Genomic DNA, 19,922 nt, shown 5'->3' with positions numbered 1-19,922 from the left:
AAAATACGCAAGCTTTGATTCGCGCTGCAAAAAGCGCGTTGCCTTGCTGAAAACACGTCCGGCAAACCTACGAATTATACAGGGAAATCGGCAAAAACAGAAAGGCAGGAGTCAGTTAGAGGGTCAGTGGGGCCAACTCACGCCCTCGGTTTCTATAAACACGGTCCGACCTGCCCGGAACATTTAAAACCCTTAACTTCGCGATGCGGCCAAAGGACCAAAAACAGAGCCGAATGTCTCGCGAACCCTGAGTTGATCTTCTTTGACAAACACCTCCACGTCGCTGTCCTCACTGATAACACCTTGAATCAGCGCTTCCGAAAGCTGATCCTCTACGTGTCGCTGAAGTGCCCGTTTCAGCGGCCTTGCTCCATAAGCTTTGTCCGCACAGGCCTTTTCGATAAGCCATGCACGAGCCTCAGCAGTAATGGAAAGTCGCAATCGCTTTCGCTCAAGGACCACGTTGAGCCGCTCGATCTGCAGATCCACTATCTCTGCCAGGTCTTGTTCACTCAATTCGTCGAATACTATGATCTCGTCGAGACGGTTGATGAATTCTGGAGCAAAAACCTCTTTCACCTGCGCCATTACACGATTCTCAAGACTTTCGCGTGTGCGGCCATCAAGAGGCTGAAAGCCGAGATCGTTTCGCTTTTGGATGCTGCGAGCCCCCAAATTCGAAGTCATTATGAAGATCGCGTGCTTGCAGTCAACGGCGGTGCCAAGAGCGTCCGTCAAGATGCCATCCTCGAAAACCTGCAGAAGCATATTAAAGACATCAGGATGTGCCTTTTCGACCTCGTCAAATAGGACAACGGAATAAGGATATCGGCGGAGCCTTTCGGTCAACTGACCACCTTCTTCGTGGCCAACGTAGCCCGGCGGCGATCCGATGAACTTCGCAGCCGAATGTTTCTCCATGAACTCACTCATATCGAATCGGATGAGTGATCTTTCCGATCCGAATAGATACTCCGCAAGGCTTCTGGCAACCTCGGTCTTACCTACCCCGGTAGGCCCAAGGAAAAGGAACGAACCCACCGGACGATTCGGATTTTTCAGACCCGCACGCGAACGGCGAATCGCTCGGGCAAGAGCAGAGATGGCAGGCCGCTGCGAGACGACTCGCTTATGTAATTCGTTTTCGATGGCAATGAGTTTTGCGGCCTCGTCTTGCCTGACGGTGCTGACTGGCACTCCTGTCCAGCGAACGATCACCTCATCGATATCGTCTTTTGTTACTTCGATTGTCGAAAGAGAATCTTCAATGCTGCGAAGCTCAAACGAGATCAATTGATCTTCTGAAGCCGTTGCACGTTTCCAATTCTCAACAGTTTCTTTCCATGAAGGCTCCTCTGGGCTTTCCTGCTGATGTCGAAGTTTTGCTCGAGCACCTGCTTCATCAAGAACATCTATAGCCTTGTCAGGAAGAAATCTATCCGTAATGTAACGATTCGACTGATATACTGCCGCTTCAATAGCTTCTCGAGTGTATCGGATGCGGTGAAACGCCTCGTACCTGTCAACGACGCCTCCGATGATCTGTATTGCTTCTTCTTCCGATGGGGGCTCAACTTTTATTGCCTGAAACCTTCGTTCAAGAGCGCGATCCTTCTCAATAGACCTTCGATATTCTCCCGGTGTAGTGGCCCCGATACACTGCATCTCACCTCGAGAGAGCGCCGGTTTCAGGATATTTGCGGCATCGAGCGTTCCCTCGGCAGAACCCGCGCCGACCAACGTATGTATCTCATCAATGAAAACTATGTTGTTCGGATTCTCACGAAGCTCGCCTAGGATTTTTTTCAAACGTTCCTCAAACTGGCCGCGATATTTCGTTCCTGCGACAACCGAAGAGATATCCAAAGCAACGATCCGTTTATCCTCAAGATAGCTTGGGACCTGCCGATCAATTATCCTTTGAGCCAAGCCTTCAACAATTGCAGTTTTACCTACACCGGACTCACCTATGAGTACCGGATTATTCTTTGTCCGGCGACAGAGTATCTCAACAAGCCGTTCGATCTCGCGTTCGCGACCGACAAGCGGATCGAGCCTGCCTTTTCTAGCGCTGTCGGTCAGATCACGGGTGAACTCATCAAGATTGGGCATTTTGGAGGCTTCGTTGTTAGGCAGTTCATCAACTATATGCGGAAGCCCGCTCTGTCGTCCGATCTCGCTTCGGACATCCTGCACGCGCAGACCGTACTGGAAAAGTATCTCTGCTGCGATCGAGCGCTCTTCACGGAGAATTCCCGCTAGCAGGTGCTCCGGCCCGACATTCTTAGTCTTTAACTGGCGGCTTTCTTCGTTTGCATAGAAAAGAATGCGTTTTGTTTCCGGCGAAAGATGCAACTCGGCAGATTGCGGTATCCTTTCACGAACGACTATCCGTTCTTCGATCTCGCGCCGTACGGATTCTACGGTAACGGTCGGCTTATAAGGGAAAAACCGGGCTCCGAGAGTCTTGTCCTCGCGAAGGAGACCAAGCAGAAGATGTTCAGGAGCGATGTACGGGGAACCGTATTGCAGGGCTTCATACCTTGCAAAAAAGATCACACGTCTGGAACGTTCCGAATAGCGTTCAAACATAAATATAGAGCTTCGCTTGCCGGAAAAAGGGGAGCCCGGAGCGCATAGCCGGCAAAATACCGCCGTTCAATATATGAATTAGTTACGAGCTACGCACTATATAGTTGCAAACAATCGGAAAATCCAAATAAATCTTGCTTCTAATTTGTCATCCTCGAACTTGCATCAACCGAGATCTTTTCCGGCTCTTGTACCTCGACCATGATCGGTTCATTCGATCTTCCGATGTTTTTCAAGACCTTTGCAGCAGGAGCCATTTCAACACGAGAAGTTATTACTCGGGCAACACGCTTTGGAAGAAGAATTGGAGCGATCCCGGCAATAGAATCAGCAAGAGCCACGATATCACCGCCGCCCGGCCAGTGTTCCCGGACAACACGCTCATCGGTTCTGTTTATAAGCCTCAATAGCGAGAGAGCAACCATATAGATATCGTCCACCTGGCCTATGAATGGGAGCATATCGGGGATCAGATCGATCGGTGAGATCACATAGATGATCGCCGCCACAAAAAGAGCCTTTTCCGCTTTTGGCACTCGGGAGTCTTTCAGCAGTCTGCCGAGCAGGCGAACCATATTCGGCAAGAACATCAGAAAGTTGGTCATTCTCCCTCGGGCCAAACGCCTTTCAGATGATCTGTTCTTGGTCGTTCTTTTATTCATTACTCAATAGATCACTTCTCGAATGTCCTAAGTCTAGAAGCAACGCTTGCTTGGTGCAAGTTTTGACCACGCCGGTTGTATGTTAAATTCTTGCATGAAGCGAGAGGCGACCGGCAAACTAGCTGCAATTTGATTTACATTTTTCAATTACGATGCCGCTTACCACTCCACATATATATGATCCTTGAACAGATCCGTAAACAAGCCGCCGCTGATCGACAACATATCATCCTACCTGAAGGCGATGATCCGCGAACGCTGCAAGCTGCGCAAATGTGTGTGCGCGATAATTTAGCTGAGATCACGCTGCTCGGCAGTGAAGAAAAGATACGATCGCTTGCTGCAGATAGCGGTGCGAATCTTAACGGTGTTTCGATCATTGATCATCGAAAAGCACAAGAGTTCGGCAAATATGCCACGCTTTATTACGACCTACGGCGTGCCAAGGGTATTACGCTTGAAGAAGCCGAACAAACGGTAAAGGATCCGCTTTATTACGCGAATCTGATGGTTCGCGACGGTAAAGCCGACGGTTCAGTTGCCGGAGCAACAAATACAACTGCTCACACGGTCGCAGCCGCGCTAAGATGCATAGGAGTTCGTTCTGGATTCAAGACCGTTTCATCATTCTTCCTAATGGTGGTTCCAGATAAGAACTTTGGGGCAAAAGGGGCGATGATCTACGCGGATTGTGGCGTTGTTATCGATCCCGACGTCGGCGAACTTGCGGAGATCGCTATTGCATCAGCCGATTCATGTCGCACGCTCCTTCAGGTCGAACCACGTGTTGCTATGCTTTCGTTTTCAACAAAAGGAAGCGCGAGTCACAAGTCGATCGATAAGGTTATCGAAGCCACAAAGACGGTTCGTGCCAGGATGCCGGATCTGCAAATAGACGGGGAGCTTCAGGCGGATGCCGCATTGGTTCCGGCAGTCGCAAACTCTAAGGCTCCGGGTTCGCCCGTTGCAGGCCGAGCTAATGTTCTGATCTTTCCAGACCTTAACGCCGGCAACATCGCTTATAAACTTACAGAACGATTGACCGGCGGAACTGCCATTGGTCCGATCCTTCAAGGACTTGATAGGCCTTGTAATGATCTTTCCCGCGGCTGCAAGTCTGAGGATATCGTTGATGCGGTTGCGATAACGGCCGTCCAGGCACAGGCACGAAAGTCCCGTTGAGATTCATCTTCAGCGAGAAAAATGAGCAATGATCCTGAGCGGGGCGCCTGATCCGCCCTTTATCTTCATAGGGAGGGCGATGATATGAAATCCCTTTGCCGGAAGCTTGTCCAGATTCGCGACGTTCTCAAATGCCGGAATGTTTTGCTCCATCAATGCGACGTGCGATCCGAATTTTGTTGACTGGCCGTAGTCAATACTGGCCGTGTCGATGCCGACAGCTTTGAATTTTCGATTCTCAACCAGCCACCTCGCCGCATCCGGACAAAGCCCCGGAAAATGAAGGTCTTTTACCGCATCTTGCCCCTTCTGAGCCGTTCCGAGATATTCCTTGGCGTTTGGCCATTTAGAACCAAACCCGGTTTGAAAGAGTATGATCGCTCCCTCAGGTATTCGGCCGTTCGTCGTTTCCCATGTGGCGATATCATCTATCGTGATCTGGTGATCGCGGTTTGAAGCAACCATTTCCGAAACGTCGATCTTTACACCCGGACCGATCAGCCGGTCCAACTCTATTTGATCAACGGTCTTTTTCCCTTCGGCAAAATGGATCGGGGCATCAAGGTGCGTGCCTCCGTGTTCGGCAGCTGAAAAATTGTAGGCCGAATAATAGAATCCCGCAGGATTCTGGCCTTCGAAAACGGTGGTCCGTTTGAACGGTTCGGCAGTAACCCAATAAAGCGTATCCTCTGAGAAATCGTGGCTGAGGTCGATCCATTCTCCCTCTGGAAATCCGGCTCCGGGCTGGTTGCATGAAGAGAACAAAACAACAAAAAACAGCAAGAAAATGATCCCTTTCATAAATACCGCCTGTTACTTAATTGATCTGCTTAACGGTTCGGTCAGTATAGTGGAACATCGCCCGGCGGGCGAGTTTTCCAACGGCGATGGATCCATAGCCACTGTCCCGGATATTGTCGGATCAGACGTTCAAGAGCTTCAGTATAAGCTGCGGTGGTCGATAAGATATCTGCTTCCATATCTCCGGTTTGAGGTGGTTCGATCGCTGGTTCGAAAACGGTGATGTATCTCTGCCTGTGATCGTCCCAAGCACAGAATCCGGGTACTATAACGGCATTGGCCCTGATGGCGATCGCGGCTACACCCACAGTTGTGCATGCCGGGATTCCAAAGAAAGGAACGAAAACACCTTCTTTTGGATGTGCATTAACATCCGCGAGAACGCCAATGACGCCGCCTTTTCGCAAGATACGGATGGCGCTGTATATCGAGTTAGTCTTGCTTAGCGGACGGTTTCCGAACTTTGATCGGATCTCGTAAGTGAAGCTCTCCAATCGCTGATTATCCAAGGGCCGTGCCAAGAAACTTATCGGCTCGAACAACGCGCCAAAGGCAAAGGCGAAAAGTTCCCAGTTCCCCAGATGTCCGGTTACGACCAGGACGCTCTTTCCTTTATCGCGTGCATCGTTACACAGCTTTTGAAATGCATTTGCCGAATCGATATCTATAATATCTTGAATGCTTTTTTTGGTATGTCTTGGAAACTTACTTGTTTCTGCAAGCACGCGCCCGAGGTTTTGAAAGGATTCGCGAAGCAAGGCTTCACGCTCATCTGCAGCGAGCTCAGGGAAGGCGAGTTCCAGATTCCTTCTTCCCGTGCGCCGCAATCGCCCAAGCAAGCGATAAACGATAGCGGCGATAGTTCCGGAGACCATCCTCGCTAAACTACGCGGCAACAGTCCAAGAGTTCTGAAAATGGCCCAAGCGATCACAAACTCGATCAAGCCGACCAAGGGATTTTTTCGCTTCTCCGCCATCCTGCATTATTAAAAACCTAATGTCGACGACAGACAAATCAACCTAGAGCTGTATTTAGGGTCCGGTGCTGACACCGAGCCACTCACGAGCTTCGTCCGCATCCTGAAAGAACTCGACCAGTGTGCCTCGGTTATATGCGACCGTCTTGAAGAATTCACTTATATCATCCGGTTCATATCCCGGAAAGCAAAGAGCGATCTTTAGACCTTTAACTATCTTTGAAGCTGCGACACCGGAATCAAAAGCTGCTGCAGTGTCCAACTCACGGTCGAATTTGCGAACTTCTACAAGCACCTTGAAGCAGCTATATTTCTTGCACGCGGAACCGATCGTTCCCCATACCTCATCTATCGATTCTGATCTGAACGTAAAACCGGGAGGGTGAACGATATGTATATGATCGTTCACAAATCTTAACAAAAAACCTGTTTCCATTTTATGAGAGAGCTTTGCGCAACAACTATTGAGGGGAAGAGAACAAGAGATCGATCTAATCGTTCCCACTGCAAACCTCGGGTCACATTAGCTCAATTTATAGAATTTTATATTTTGATAACCGGAAACGCAATTACGGAGCGCCGATCTAAGTCTTACAAAAGTCTTACAATCATCACACCACGAACCTGCTACTCTTAAGATCAAGGACTTTTCCTCTTCCGAAAACCACAAAAAGAGCAAAAATGACAACATCAATACCATCCGCCGGTCAACGGCTTTCCTGGAACTGGAGCACACTTTTCTTTGTTACCGTTTTCCATCTCCTGGCTATTTGGGCACTAATTAATTTTAGTTGGGCAAACCTTGCGGCAGCTGCCATTCTTTGGTGGATCTCCGGAAGTCTGGGCATCGGACTTGGCTATCATCGCCTGCTAACGCATCGCGGATTTAAGGTTCCTAAATGGCTTGAATACACATTAAGCATTTTCGGAACGCTAGCGCTGCAATCTGGCCCGCTGACTTGGGTCACAACGCACCGCATACATCATGCATTCACAGAAACGGATCGTGACCCGCACAGCCCGCGTAACGGAACCTATTGGGCACATATGGGATGGATATTTCGTGGAAAGGCGCAGAACCAAACTTGGGCTGATATGCAGCGGTATTGCCCTGACTTCGCGAATGATCCCATTCATCAGGTGATCAATAAATACTATTACATCCCGACAATCGTGGAACTACACCATTGATCTTGCTGACGAGACCACCAGAAAGCTCTCGCGGAAATGCAGACCGCAGTGCTTCCATTATCGGGCGTGATGTCCCGAGTGACTCTCCTAAGGTTGTAGGAGCTTCATTATCCGACCTCGCTATCTCATGGTCTTCGATCCCGGGCACGATAAGTATCGGGACACGTCCCGCATTTGCAGAAGCGATCCAGTTTGAAAGCTCACGTGCATCATCGTAAGAGCCTACGATAACTGACTGCAGATAGCCACCCAAGACGCTTTCAACGGCTTTTTCATATCGTTCCGCAACGTTCAGATGGTCCGCAAGAACGCCATGAACCGAAACATCGAACGATGATCGCTCAGCAAAGATCTTCTGAATCGGCGGTGAATATACCGAACGCTTATCTTCTATCTCTTGCAGTGTTTCCAGGCGATTACGAGCTCGAGCAAGCTCTTCGTTTATCTTTTGTGCATTTTCTTCCGCCCTGCGTAGGGAGTTTCTGGCATTTTCTGTTTCAAAGGTCAGAGCATTCTTTTCGAGGATAAGCCCATCTAGCTTTATGCGCTCTGCAGAAAGCTCACTTCTGGTTGTATCTAACTCGGAGCGATGCAGTTGAAGAGTTTCTTCCGCGCGCATCGCCTCATTGGAGAGGCCCGAGGAACGTTCATGAAGCCGTTCAAGATTCAAGGTCAGTTGTCGCGCGATCTCATCCGATCTTTCGACGGCAGCCGAGTGGCGCATCTGTTCAGCACGGCGATCTTCGATCTCTTTTTCGACCTTGCGAACATCATCGATCTTGTTGCTATAGAACGCTTCCGCTTCCTGAAGAAGCGTTCGCGATTCATCCGCTTCGGCTGCCTCTTTTCTTTCTTCTATTTCCAATCGGCCCTGTTCCGCCTTTGCTATCTGCAGCCGCTTTTCTGCAGCTTCTGTTTCTGAGCGGAGTGTTTTATTTCGATGATCAAGGGCTACGATCTGTTCGGACTGATAACGATATTCACGCTCCGTTCGGTCACGTTCCAAAGCGTTCTCAGCGTGCTGGCGCCTGACCTCGGAAAGCTGTTCTTCGGCCATTCGAGCATCATGTGTCGCCCGCCGGACGGCCTCATCCTGCAGTTCTACGTCTGCTGCTAGTTTCTTTTCTGTATCGATCGCTGCCTTCAGCGATGAATTCAGCTGTTCGATCCGTACTGCAAAATGCCGGTCCTCCGCGGTGTAAAGTGACCGCAAAAGGTTGCGAAATTCTTCCTGCAGGACGGTAAATCGTCGTGTCTTGGCTGCTTGGCGACGGAGTGAATTTGCCTGTTTTTCGACCTCAGAAACTATGTCGGAAATCCGCCCGAGATTCGTCTTCGCCGATTCCAAACGTGATTCTGCGGCACGCTGGCGCATCCTGAATTTTGAGATGCCTGCTGCCTCTTCAATGAGGTTTCGTCTGTCGCCCGGTTTCGCGGAAAGTATCTGTCCGATGCGACCTTGTTCTATGATCGCGTAATGTGCCCCGGAAAGTCCGGTACCCGCGAAAAGGTCTTGAATGTCGCGCAACCTACAACTCTTGCCGTTCAACAGGTACTCGCTTTCGCCGGAAAGATAAAGACGGCGCGTGACAGAGACCGCCTCACCCGGAGCAAACTCAAGGGCAAAGGTTCGCGGTTTCCAATGTCGTTTAGTTTTAACGGCACGCTCTACTACTTGTGCAGAACCCACCTGAGCAGCCTTAACAGTTTCGACCTCGACCAATTCGCCGTTTACTCCATTTGCCTCCGGTAAAGACGCAATCATCTCCGATCCGGCGGTTTCAGCGACAGACTCGCTTTCCTGTGGAGCTTCGAGTGCGTCCACATCGACCGAAAGCTCGTCGATCTCGCTTAATGTTTCATCAATGTCTTCAAGAATACTGTCTTCTGCGTCGAAAACATTCTCGTCGCGGATCAAATGCAGGACTACTTCCGCCATTCCGGATGGTTTCCGGTTCTTTGTGCCTTGAAAAACTACGTCCTTCATTTCGCCGCCGCGGAGCGAACGGGCGCGTTGCTCTCCCAACACCCAAGAGATAGCATCCGATACATTAGACTTGCCGCAGCCGTTAGGACCAACGACTGCCGTTATGCCATTTCCGGTGAAAACTATTTCTGTGTGGTCTGCAAAAGACTTAAATCCGGTTATCTCTAACCGCTGAAGCTTAAACATCGTATATAGTGCTTACCAATTTGGGTAGCACTATATTTTGGGGTATGTAGTAGTTTTAGTCAACCTAGATATTGTCAGGGGAATGTGGCAAGAGCATTCAAACGAGTTCACTTCCGACGTTCCGAAGTCCTTGCTGCTCGGCCCGCTCGTTGTCGAGTTCCGTCAGAACATCCAGAAGGAAATTGGTATTGCTTGAAACATTAATTACGACCGGGAACTCGTGGTCTGCAGTCGTAAACTCGAAGGTCCCGCTTGAAAGCTCAATGATCTCGCGAAAAGCCATTACTCCATTCTTTCCGTTGCATTCGGCATCTACGATCCGGCCTTCATTGAACGCAACGCTGGCGAGAGCCAATTCTGATTTGAGTACTAGGAGACCGGTCATCTTTGCATTTTCGATCACTTGAACGGCGTCAAAAATGCTTACGTATCCGATGTTTCCAGCTAGCGTAACGTCGGTGCGGACCTTTTGGGGCGATCGGTCCCGGCTTACGGCATAATCCGGACGCCGGGCGCGTCGAATGGCTTCCAAACCAGGTGCTACAGAAATTCTTGGGTCCAAGAGCTTGGCTTCCTGAAGCCGGTCGTATGCCAGATCGAAATCCTCGCGGCCGATGTAAAGTGTTACAAGCGCTAGGCATTGCCGAGCCGCTTCGGTCAGATTCTTCTGCGAAATGCACAGATCGCGCATCTTTTCCCTTAGTGGGATGGAGCGCGGGCTTCGCTCCAGCGAATCTTTCAAAAGCTTGAAGGCTTTCTCCGGCGAGGCATACTTGACGAAAAGGTCTGCATCGAGCAATACGCTTTCGATCGAGACCTCTGTGACCGGTACGGTTGGTTCGGCGATTGAGACGTTCATAGACCACAATGAACAAGCAGGTTCAACATTATTAAACTATCACAAATCGCCTATACAAGTCACTATTTTTCATTGTCCGAAAAGCCCAAAAACACGAAACACTCTAACGAGGGTCGCTCGCTAAAAATCGAACCGCACGCCGAATCGAATATCACGCTGCCGATAGGTACGGGTCGGCACTAGGAAATTCTGTAGTGCCAGCTGTTGTGTAGGAGTTGGGTTGGGTCCGGCAGCGACAAGATCGATGAATTCCGATCCGAAGCTGAAAACGGCCATATTTAGAACGTTGCCGATCTCAATGTTCGGCCGCAGCCGCCTTCTTTCACCAAATCTCCACTCTCGCGTTATCCCAAGATCAAAGATGTAAAGGCTCGGGCCAGTCCCGGCATTTCGAGGAAGATTTCCGCTGACCGCTCCGATCGGCTGCAACGAGAACTGAGAAAGCAGAGCGGTTGGGACCGGCGAACCGGGCTTTCGCCATCTGATGTCTTTTAGGTTTCCGGAAAATATAACGCGATCGGTACTAGTATCGTTAAGATTTCGGTCGATACCGTATCCCAAACTAAACCGGCTAGCGCTGCCGTATCGAAAAACGGGCGAAAAACGCAATTTTCCGAGCCAACGCGGTGTATCGAGAGCGCCGGACATCGAGAACCGGTGCAGCCTATCTTGACGGGCGCGGGCCCATTCACGCCTAAAATCTCCATTTACCTCTGCGTTGGTCGTATTGTTGAGGCCGTCGTCCATAGTACGGGAAAGCGTGTAAGCCATTCGCGTAGAAAGCCCGAAGCCGTATCCCAGACTCCGATATCTTCGTCGCAGTTCCAAGACGAGACCGTGATACTGACTATTCCCGATCGAGGCCACACGTTCCATCTCATCAACGCTCGGATCCGGCCGAAGATGCCGAAGGGCTTCGCGGGCAATAGCTATCGGACCCCCGATCGAATTTGAAGAAACTCCGTCGCCGGCGTTGGTATTCGGGACGACCGTTGATGTATTCAGTGTATTGAGGTTGATCCAACAAGTGACATTTACCGTTGTCCCGCACGTCCCCGTTTGTGTGGCCGGATTTGTCGAAACCCCTGATGTATCGTTGGTCGGTCCTAGGTAGAAATTGTATGTTCGCGTGGTTCCGTTAAAGTTTGTGAATATGTACGGATTCGCGAGAAGGTAGGAGGTAAAGTCATTGTATCCCGCAGGGAGTAACGGAAGATTGATATTGTATTCGCGCCAAAGCCGGTTCGTTTTGTTCCAGGTGTAGTTCGCTTCTGCCACCCAGTTTCGGCCGATCTTGTGTTCATAACCGACGTTGAATTGATAGCTGACAGGAATGCGTAGATCGGGGTCAACCGAACGCAATGGATTTCCCGAACTTCCCGTAAACCGAGCGAAACCATAATTAGTATTGCATGGAGACGGGTTTGCTATCGGACCGCAATTCTGTGCGGATATCAGGGCACGTATCTGATCAGGTGATGCAAATCCCGAAGGAAACTGTTGCGATATCGCATTGAGTATCTGGTTTCTAGGGTTAAGCGTATTCGGACCGGTTGAGGTTGGAATAGTGTTCGTGTCGAATTGAACAAGCGTGCCGCCCTGATTTTGAATAAAATCGCCGACAGTTCGGAGAAGGACGCGATTATAAAACACACCTGCACCGAAGCGAAGAACACCATTTCCATTTTTCGAAGGATCCCATGCGACGCCGAGTCTTGGTCCAAAATTGTTGTTATCTGAAACCGCGGTCTCGCGTTCATATCTAAGGCCGTAGTTTATGGCGAGGTTTGGTCTTATTCGAAACTCATCGTTGAAGAAAATGCCGAAATAGGTGTTCTTAACATCCGTTGCCTGACCGAAGTTCTGGCGAAAGCGTGTTGCCGAATTGTTTGAATAATTGAACACCGAGCTGAAATTGAATGTCCCGGTCCCGTTTTCGAGTGCGCGTGCCCGTGAATCAACGCTTTGAATGTCAAAGCCAAATTTCAACGTATGTGCGCCCTTTACGTATGTAAGCGTGTCCTGTATCTGATAGCGAGTTTCGGTCCTGGTGTCTGCGAAATTCTGCAGCGAATTCGCCGATGAATTCCCGGCGATCAATGTCTGCACCGCATTTGTTATAGGATTCCGATAACTTACCAGAACGACAGGATCACCTGGATTATTAGTTTGAAAACTTGGCTTATACACTGACCATTGGAATCGGAATTGATTCACTAGCGATGCATTAAAAACATGGTTATTTGTAACATTGAAGGCGTCGGTATAAATGCGGCGAGCCTGTAGGGCCTCTTCCAGTCTTGTTGTTGCTGATAAGCCGGGTGTTCGTCGGTTCTTTCGCCTGCCGAATTGAAAGCCGAACGTAAAAGTGTTTGCCTTGTTTAGCCTATGATCGATCCGGGCGGTAAGGATGTTGCCCGAATTTGGCGTTGGTACTATTGAGGTAAATTGCGAGACGGCCCCAACACCGGCCGTGCATGGCGGCGGCGGTGAGCCGGCGGCGTCGCAATACTGAGCAGAACCGTTCGGGGCCGGCAATTGAAATCTTGGATTTGGGTCAACGGGTATAAAAGTATCGATCAGAGTTGTGTCCTCGAACCGCTGGTATTCATATGCCACAGCGAAGAATGTTCTACGGCGGCCATCATAAAAGGGAAGTACGATCGGTCCGCTTAGCGTAAAGCCCGGATTGTATTGGGTGAACGGAAGGCGTGGGATGCCGCGTGAGTTGTTGTACCAGGAATTCGCATTGAAGCTGTCGTCGCGGAAGAAGAAGAAAGCTCTTCCGCGAAAACGATTTGTGCCAGAACGCGTCCGAAGATTAACACGGCCGCCTGACGCTCGCCCGTATTCGGCGGAGAACTGGTTTCTGATCACTTGGACCTCAGCGATCGCTTCGAGCGAGGGCTGGAACCGGTCGCGTGCGGAACGGTCGTCATTGTTGTCCAGTCCGGCGATCGTAATGTTGTTGGAATAGGACGTCCCTCCGGAAAGTGAAAAATTTCCCTGTTCAAATGGCGTGCTTCTTGGGTTCGCATCTCTGTCTTCCGCAAGGTCGCTCGTTGAAAGAGCCTCTTCTGAAGTGCCGCCGAGGGTCAAGACCAGATCCAGCGGATTGCGGGCATTGTTCGGGATCTCTTCGACCTCGCGTTCCGTTAATGTCGAACCAACTATCGTGCGGGTCGTATCTATAAGCGGCAAGTCCTCATCATCAACAGTAACAACGGTTGATGCTTCTACCTTCGCCGGCTCAAGGTCAAGGTCAAGCTTTAGAGCCTGGCCAGAAAGGGCGTCGATCCCAATTCGTTTTTTTGTGCTGAACCCCTGCGCTTCTGCTTTTACCTCATAAATTCCAGGGGGAAGTTTTATAAATCGGTATTGTCCGTAATTGTCCGTTACCAAAATGCGCTCCGTGCCGCTTTGTATATGAACGGCGGTTACCGTGGCACCGATGACCGCCTGACCATTTCGGTCTAGCACCTGGCCAAATATCGTTACATCATCAAGATCTTGAGAATGAACCGGAATATAAAGCCCAAAAACAAACAAATAGACAAACAGAGACAGAGTTCTGCCCAATGAGAAATTCATCTAAAGCTCCTGTAAGAGTATTGGTGAGAGCGAGTTGGAAGTATTCTAAGCGATTTATCCGAAATGTAAAGGGGTAAAAGATAACCATCCGGCCAAGGACTATTGTAAGTGATGGCTATACTACGAAACTCGATCGCGAATCACGACCTCTAATTCACGAAATACATATATTACATAATGTTTAACACGTCCGCCTATACTGCCTATTTTTGATTTGTTTGCCAAAAAGTAAACCTAATAGAACTTTGCGCAAGTCTATGATTCTGCGATATTTCTTGCCATTCATAGATTTCCTGATGACTTGTTGATCTAAGCCGTGAAAATGATCAATTACTGCCTCGCCTTCCTCTTCCCGACCTTGAGTTATAATCTCAGAATGAAAATCCTTTCCGTGGCGAGGGGAAAATTTCTGTTCGCCATCACAGATCGGTCGTATTTGTTGTTGGGGCTTGTTTGTTTGCTGTGTGTCGGTTCAGCCGCTCAGGAGTTCAGGCAGGTCTATCCGGGTATTGAACATGCGCGAGTCGAGCACAGGATCGGTGAAGATCCTGTGGCGATAAACGTGCTTCGACTGGATCTGAGAAAAGTGAGACTGGATGTAAAGCTTGGAATGGACCAGGTCGTGGGTACTGAGACAACGTCCTCCATAGCGGCAAGACATGGTGCCCTTGCTGCCATAAATGCAGGTTTCTTTCGGCTTGACAATAGCATTTTTGCAGGCGATCCAGCAGGTGCGCTTATGACCGATGGTGTTCTCTTGAGTGAATCGCTTAACGGTCGGGTAGCAATGATGATCGAAAATGGTCGGGTCGAGACCAAAGTAGAGTTCGAGCGAGCGGATTTGGGCTATTCCATCATAATAAAGGCGAGGGAATTCAAGGCTGGGATAAATCGCGAAAGACAGGCCGACGACATCGTTATCTATACAAAGGCATTCGGCAATACCTCGTTAACCCGTCCGGGAGGCGTCGAGTTTATTGTGCAGAACGGGCGCATAAGACGAATTATCACCAGCGATAGCAGCAATCCGATCCCGGAGAACGCTTATTTGATCTCAGCAAGTGGAATGCAGGGAAACGAGCTTCGAAGGTTGGCGAGGCTGAACGCCCGTGTAAAAATTGTGGTGCATCATTCTTCGCTTGATACGATGGTTCCCTCGTCCGCATTTAGCCGTGCAGAGGATATTACCAACGGCGTCTCACATTTGATACAGAACGGAAAGGTTGCCTTGACATGGGAAGCGGAAAAAGCAAGTCGTTCGTTTGCGGAAAGCCGTCATCCGCGGACGGCGGTTGCAAAGATGAAGGATGGCAAACTCCTGATGATCACGGTTGATGGCCGGCAGCCCGGCGTAAGCGTCGGGATGACGCTGCAGGAAGTTGCAGAATATCTCCTGAGTCTCGGAGCAGTCGATGCGATCAACCTTGACGGCGGAGGCTCGACAACAATGGTTCTCGATGGCAAGGTGATGAACAAACCTTCGGATGCCAACGGAGAGCGGAAGATAGGCGATGCCATCATTGTTTCATCGCGGGTGCGTTCGTAAAAAAGAAAGCTGCCCGACATTTAGCCGAACAGCCTTCGTTATTAGGTTCGTTCAATTTACTTGAATACAAATCCGAAGCCGAAGCGCACATTGTGTGTCGTAGCGTTATCGAACCGGATCGGATTGTAATCAACCTGAATAACACGGAGGTCAACCCGGTCGGTAAGTTTTACATCCAGGCCACCACCGAAGGCACCGGCAAGGCCGGTCTCAGACGTTGTTCCCGAAAAACCGGAACAATCAACTCCGGTCGAGCAGACAAGGTTTTTCACCTTTACACGGCCGTGTCCCGCACCACCCATTATGTGAGCGAACGGTTTGACGCGTGCGTCCGATGAATTGTCCTTTATCTGGATCCCGCCGAGGAAATTGTAAAGCGAGTTGTTGGTGTCAAAACCAACGCTTCCGGTGCCGGTCGGCGTGAGCGGTACCGTGAAATCATAACGTTTGTTGTTGTAACCGCCTGAGATATCTCCCTTCAAGCCAAAATAGCGGCTAAAATTGTATACCCCCGAAACATTGAATCCATGAAAGGTCTCGCGTTCACCGACGATATTGCTGAAATCGTCGTTGGGTGAGATGCCGGTATCGACCTGATTATTAGAATAGCCGACAAAAAATTCCCCTTTTTTGAAGTCAGAGGATTGGCCGAAGATCCCGACCGAAGCAAATGCGGCGATCGCCGCGGAAACAAAAAATTTTCGCATAATTATCACACTCCTATGAATGATAGAAATAGGCCCGCATCTGAGGGCGCAAAAAAGCCTAACAAATTCGATACTGCTAAATTTGTCAGGCTGTTACACTTTGAAATTGTGCAACACTCTATCCCAGATGCGGGATATTATGCTTCGGTTGTCAGCAAAAGATTTGCGGCGTGGATAAATTTTGCGAGCGCCTCGGCACGAACTTCGCCGTAGGTTGGAAGTTTAGCCGAAGGTTCATCTCTATTCTGCTCGATCTTTTCGCTTTCATCCCCTGAATTCGCTTCGGGCTCGGCATTTTCATCATCATCTTCAACGGTCGCGTTGTCGTCCATATAAAGATGGTTGCCGAACTGTTCGGCGAGCGACGTAAGCTCTTCATTCTTCAAGATGGAGGCGATATTGTCCATCAGTTGGTACTTTTCGTAGTTTTCACCAACGCCTGCCGCTAAGCGATCAAGTAAATGCCCGGCAAGCCGCTTATCACCCCAACGCTTTACGAGTCCGAGAAGGGCGTCGTTACCTTCGTTCAACGAAGAATGTTTGCCGTCTTCGCCTCGCTCGGCATTGGCAAGCTCCTCTACGAGCAAGTTCAAGAGTCCTTGTTTATGGTTTTCAGTTACCAAGCGAGCGTATCGAAGCCGATCGGACGAGATCTCCATTTCAGCCCGCTCCAACTCATCGACCTCATACTCTTCTTCAGCCGAACCTTCGGTCTCGTTTTTTCCTTCGATTGCTTGTCGCGATTCCTCTTCCTTAATCCAATCCAATTGATAGAATCCTAGAAGGAGTTCGTAAGCACCGTCCCAACGGGTCAGCGGATCATCGATCAACGAGATCAACCATTCGACCACTGCCTTGTCCTTATCACCGGCGGCATTGAAGATCACGTTAAGCTCGTTAATACGTTTTTCGTATGTGGCCAGATCTTCATCTTTCGCTTTTCTGATCGCATCACGATAGTCAACAAGTTCGAGCTGTTCGCCCTCAGAAGCTTTGCGGAGAAACAGTATCACCGTATCGTCCTGTTTAAGCTTCGGACGGCCATAAAGCTCTCCATCTTCCTCATGGTCGCTCGGGCCCGCGACGGGAGTATCCTCGGAAACTTCATTTTCGCCGTCGCCGTCAGAGGTCTCTTCGCCAGAATAACGATATTCTTTCTCCTCTAGGACGAAGGACTTGCGGGTTTCGCCCTTCAGTGCCCTGGAGACGGTAAAGTACGATAGCTCGCGGCGCACGCTGTAATCATCGCCTTGTTCGACGAGTCCGCCATCTTCTGTTCGGTCGAAGGTGGCGACAAAAATGAAGCTACTACGCTTATAAAGAGAAAGAAGTGTTTCCGGTTCTTTTTCGCCGCACCGGCGGGCGTGTGTTTCCACAGGGCTTATAAATGTTGCGGCCAGGAGAACGATCACCATGGCAAACGAAATTAGCGACCTGATCATTTTCGTAAAGCTCCAGATTTCAAAAAGAAATTAGAATCAGCGCCTATTCAGAATGTTGAAATTTCAAAATAGTTGCTTGACCGCAGAAGCATACTCGCTCAGAAACCAAAAAGGCCGAAACGTTCCATTATTCCTGCTCAGAATGCAATTTTCTGTACGCTTCGGAACGGCTGAGTCCATATTCTCTGGCTGCCTTTTTCAGGGCTGTTCGGCGATCGTCGCCTGCGGCCTCCAGTTCGGCTATCCTTTCAGAGATCAAGGGCCTTTCAGTGCTCGGCCTTTCAAGATCGCTTTCGCGTTCCCGGTCAATGATAAGAACGTATTCTCCGCGAGCTTTTGCAGATGAAACGGAGGAAATCATCGAAGAAATTTTGCCGCGGAGGAACTCTTCGTGTACTTTGGTAAGTTCGCGCGCAAGCGATGCGCGACGGTCTCCGAGAATATCGAGGCAATCAGTGAGCGTGGAAGTGATCCTGTGCGGCGCTTCATAGAAGATAAGTGTTGCACCAATGGACCTTAGCTCGGCAAGCCTTTTTCGTCGCTCTGTTATTTTCGCAGGCAGAAATCCTTCAAAAAATATCTTATCGGTAGGGAGCCCGCTGGCTGATGCAGCTGCAACGAATGCTACAGCTCCCGGTATAGGGGTTACTTCAATACCTAGATCGATCGCACGTTTAACAAGTTCATTCCCGGGATCGCTGATGCCGGGCGTCCCAGCATCGGAAACTAGGGCGATCGTTGAACCTTTGATAAGCAGTTCTGCAAGGTGGTCCGACCGCTCACGCTCGTTATGCTCGTGATAACTGACCGTCTTTTTTCTGAGCCCGAAATGATTTAGCAATTTTTGGGTGTGGCGCGTATCCTCGCAGGCGATCAGATCGACCGAGGAGAGCACTTCCAGGGCCCGAGATGAAATATCGCCAAGATTGCCTATCGGTGTTGAGACAATGAAAAGTTTACCGTTATTTTTATCTTCCATCTCCGGTTCGGCTAAATCATAGCAAAGACTTGCCACGGGCAGAACATATACCGGGGCCCGGTTTGCCATATTGACAATCGCCGGATTCGGCATAATATTCTGCCACTTGTTCTTTTGTATCGGAACGTTGCAACTCGTGCATAACAAATCGGAACTTTAAAATGTGGTGATACGTGGGTGGAAGGTTCCCTGCTTACACTGAGAAGATCAATGTGCCGACAGTGGTGATCAACGTCGATGCGGAACCAATCCTTCCGATCGAAGTTACTGCCGACCGGCCCGAAAACATGGTCCCTAATTCGAGATACGTGGCGATAAAAGGCGGCGGACAGGCCTGCTCGGGACTCATGCGGACTAGGTTAACAACGTGATCTTGAGTATTGTTGGGCCCTGGAGTGTATCAGCATCGGATCCAACTTCTTCCGAAGAATCCACGTTAAGGATGCCGGATCAAGAATGAGTTCAGCCGAACCTCCGGATTGCCGAACGAATCGATGTGATCCACTTAGGGCCGCGTTGAATTCTGTCAATAATGAAGCTAATGATCCCGAAGATAACGGCTATCAGGATCAGCAAGACCCCAGTGACCGAGCGAAACCATGTCGGATGGAATAAAACCTGGATCGGCAAGACGTTCACTTTTGAGATATTTCGCCATATTCCCGCAGTCGCGACGGCCGCCGCCAGTTGAACCCGGCACCGCCCACCAGCAAAACCGGCCACCAATATACACGAGCCCCGCGATCACGGCACCTGCACCGGCAACTGCCGAGATCATTTCAAGAACAAAAACAGGGGTGCTTTGGCGTGGCCGTCTTCGTCGTCTTGCAGGAGGAGAATTGTCGTTTTGACTGATAATGTTCATTTCATAGCCTATTTCCGTAATATGATCTTACCACTGTCTTATTAACCGATCGCAAGAGAGTTCACTGACCATACAACCATGCCTTAGTGAATAAAGTCCATTACTAAACGAACGCTATATCAGTATGGTAAGGGTTGACATTCTGCAGCCATGGCGTAATAATCTGCCACTTGCTCTTTTAAATTGGAACGCTGCTGTAATAGTTCAGTTTCAAGGGGGAAGCCGGGTGAGAATCCCGCACGATCGCGTCACTGTGATTCGGAAATTTTGCCGATAAGTCAGGTCACCGACAGCAGCATTTTGCCGATAGCGTGTTTCGCGTAAAAGCACGACAGGCCAACAAAGGCGAAGTTTT

General features: G+C 49.7%; 16 protein-coding genes and 1 riboswitch. Of the genes, 4 read left to right on the top strand and 12 right to left on the bottom strand.

All coding sequences use genetic code 11. From position 1 onward, the window contains the following. Positions 1 to 192: 192 nt before the first annotated feature. Complete coding sequence (locus tag JVX88_RS02560) at positions 193 to 2,592, bottom strand: ATP-dependent Clp protease ATP-binding subunit (RefSeq protein WP_211625459.1); 2,400 nt, start codon at positions 2,590 to 2,592, stop codon at positions 193 to 195. A 140-nt stretch (positions 2,593 to 2,732) separates the two neighbouring features. Next, entirely contained in the window at positions 2,733 to 3,197 is a 465-nt protein-coding gene (locus JVX88_RS02555) for a YkvA family protein (RefSeq protein ID WP_225931329.1), read from the bottom strand. A gap of 234 nt (positions 3,198 to 3,431) precedes the next feature. On the opposite strand from JVX88_RS02555, the gene pta reads away from it, so the two are divergent. Beyond that, complete coding sequence (gene pta, locus JVX88_RS02550) at positions 3,432 to 4,436, top strand: phosphate acetyltransferase (RefSeq protein WP_211625457.1); 1,005 nt, start codon at positions 3,432 to 3,434, stop codon at positions 4,434 to 4,436. Positions 4,437 to 4,445: 9 nt separating this feature from the next. Here the strand turns inward: pta and JVX88_RS02545 are convergent, their stop codons facing one another. From JVX88_RS02545 to JVX88_RS02535, 3 genes are read right to left on the bottom strand one after another with little or no spacing between them, the layout of a single operon-like run. After that, positions 4,446 to 5,237, bottom strand: a complete 792-nt coding sequence (locus JVX88_RS02545) for a cyclase family protein (protein WP_211625455.1) — start codon at positions 5,235 to 5,237, stop codon at positions 4,446 to 4,448. A gap of 41 nt (positions 5,238 to 5,278) precedes the next feature. Beyond that, positions 5,279 to 6,214 (bottom strand): lysophospholipid acyltransferase family protein, encoded by a 936-nt coding sequence (locus JVX88_RS02540; RefSeq protein ID WP_211625453.1) that lies wholly within the window; start codon positions 6,212 to 6,214, stop codon positions 5,279 to 5,281. 55 nt (positions 6,215 to 6,269) lie between these two features. Continuing rightward, positions 6,270 to 6,623, bottom strand: coding sequence for a hypothetical protein (locus JVX88_RS02535; protein WP_211625451.1), 354 nt, complete (start codon positions 6,621 to 6,623; stop codon positions 6,270 to 6,272). A 272-nt stretch (positions 6,624 to 6,895) separates the two neighbouring features. Between JVX88_RS02535 and JVX88_RS02530 the strand changes: the two genes are divergently transcribed. Further along, positions 6,896 to 7,405: a fatty acid desaturase gene (locus JVX88_RS02530; protein WP_211625449.1), complete on the top strand. Its 510-nt coding sequence runs from the start codon at positions 6,896 to 6,898 to the stop codon at positions 7,403 to 7,405. Here the strand turns inward: JVX88_RS02530 and JVX88_RS02525 are convergent. From JVX88_RS02525 to JVX88_RS02515, 3 genes are all read right to left on the bottom strand, one after another. Continuing rightward, complete coding sequence (locus JVX88_RS02525) at positions 7,359 to 9,578, bottom strand: chromosome segregation SMC family protein (RefSeq protein ID WP_211625447.1); 2,220 nt, start codon at positions 9,576 to 9,578, stop codon at positions 7,359 to 7,361. The genes JVX88_RS02530 and JVX88_RS02525 overlap by 47 nt on opposite strands. A 97-nt stretch (positions 9,579 to 9,675) precedes the next feature. Beyond that, positions 9,676 to 10,437, bottom strand: coding sequence for a DUF4388 domain-containing protein (locus JVX88_RS02520; protein ID WP_211625445.1), 762 nt, complete (start codon positions 10,435 to 10,437; stop codon positions 9,676 to 9,678). A gap of 120 nt (positions 10,438 to 10,557) precedes the next feature. Continuing rightward, complete coding sequence (locus tag JVX88_RS02515; RefSeq protein WP_211625443.1) at positions 10,558 to 14,028, bottom strand: TonB-dependent receptor; 3,471 nt, start codon at positions 14,026 to 14,028, stop codon at positions 10,558 to 10,560. A gap of 376 nt (positions 14,029 to 14,404) precedes the next feature. On the opposite strand from JVX88_RS02515, the gene JVX88_RS02510 reads away from it, so the two are divergent. After that, a complete protein-coding gene (locus JVX88_RS02510; RefSeq protein WP_211625441.1) occupies positions 14,405 to 15,574 on the top strand; it encodes a phosphodiester glycosidase family protein in 1,170 nt (389 codons plus the stop codon). 56 nt (positions 15,575 to 15,630) lie between these two features. Here JVX88_RS02510 and JVX88_RS02505 read toward each other — a convergent pair whose 3' ends face one another. The 3 genes from JVX88_RS02505 to rsmI all read right to left on the bottom strand — a co-directional run bounded on the left by JVX88_RS02505 (position 15,631) and on the right by rsmI (position 18,795). Further along, positions 15,631 to 16,281: an outer membrane beta-barrel protein gene (locus JVX88_RS02505; protein WP_211625439.1), complete on the bottom strand. Its 651-nt coding sequence runs from the start codon at positions 16,279 to 16,281 to the stop codon at positions 15,631 to 15,633. 137 nt (positions 16,282 to 16,418) lie between these two features. Further along, positions 16,419 to 17,723 (bottom strand): hypothetical protein, encoded by a 1,305-nt coding sequence (locus JVX88_RS02500; RefSeq protein ID WP_211625436.1) that lies wholly within the window; start codon positions 17,721 to 17,723, stop codon positions 16,419 to 16,421. Between the two features lie 127 nt (positions 17,724 to 17,850). Beyond that, positions 17,851 to 18,795: a 16S rRNA (cytidine(1402)-2'-O)-methyltransferase gene (rsmI, locus tag JVX88_RS02495; RefSeq protein ID WP_211625434.1), complete on the bottom strand. Its 945-nt coding sequence runs from the start codon at positions 18,793 to 18,795 to the stop codon at positions 17,851 to 17,853. 80 nt (positions 18,796 to 18,875) lie between these two features. Here rsmI and JVX88_RS02490 point away from each other — a divergent pair, with 80 nt between their 5' ends. Further along, the gene (locus tag JVX88_RS02490; RefSeq protein WP_211625432.1) at positions 18,876 to 19,073 is read left to right on the top strand and encodes a hypothetical protein; all 198 of its coding nucleotides are present in this window, start codon (positions 18,876 to 18,878) and stop codon (positions 19,071 to 19,073) included. Positions 19,074 to 19,240: 167 nt separating this feature from the next. On the opposite strand, the gene JVX88_RS02485 is transcribed toward JVX88_RS02490, so the two are convergent. After that, complete coding sequence (locus tag JVX88_RS02485) at positions 19,241 to 19,567, bottom strand: hypothetical protein (RefSeq protein WP_211625431.1); 327 nt, start codon at positions 19,565 to 19,567, stop codon at positions 19,241 to 19,243. A 177-nt stretch (positions 19,568 to 19,744) separates the two neighbouring features. Further along, positions 19,745 to 19,877, top strand: a riboswitch (cobalamin riboswitch). Positions 19,878 to 19,922 lie beyond the last annotated feature (45 nt).

Source organism: Leptolyngbya sp. 7M (assembly GCF_018128485.1).
Note: the sequence above shows the minus strand (reverse complement) of the source record. Positions and strands in the feature narration are given on the sequence as shown.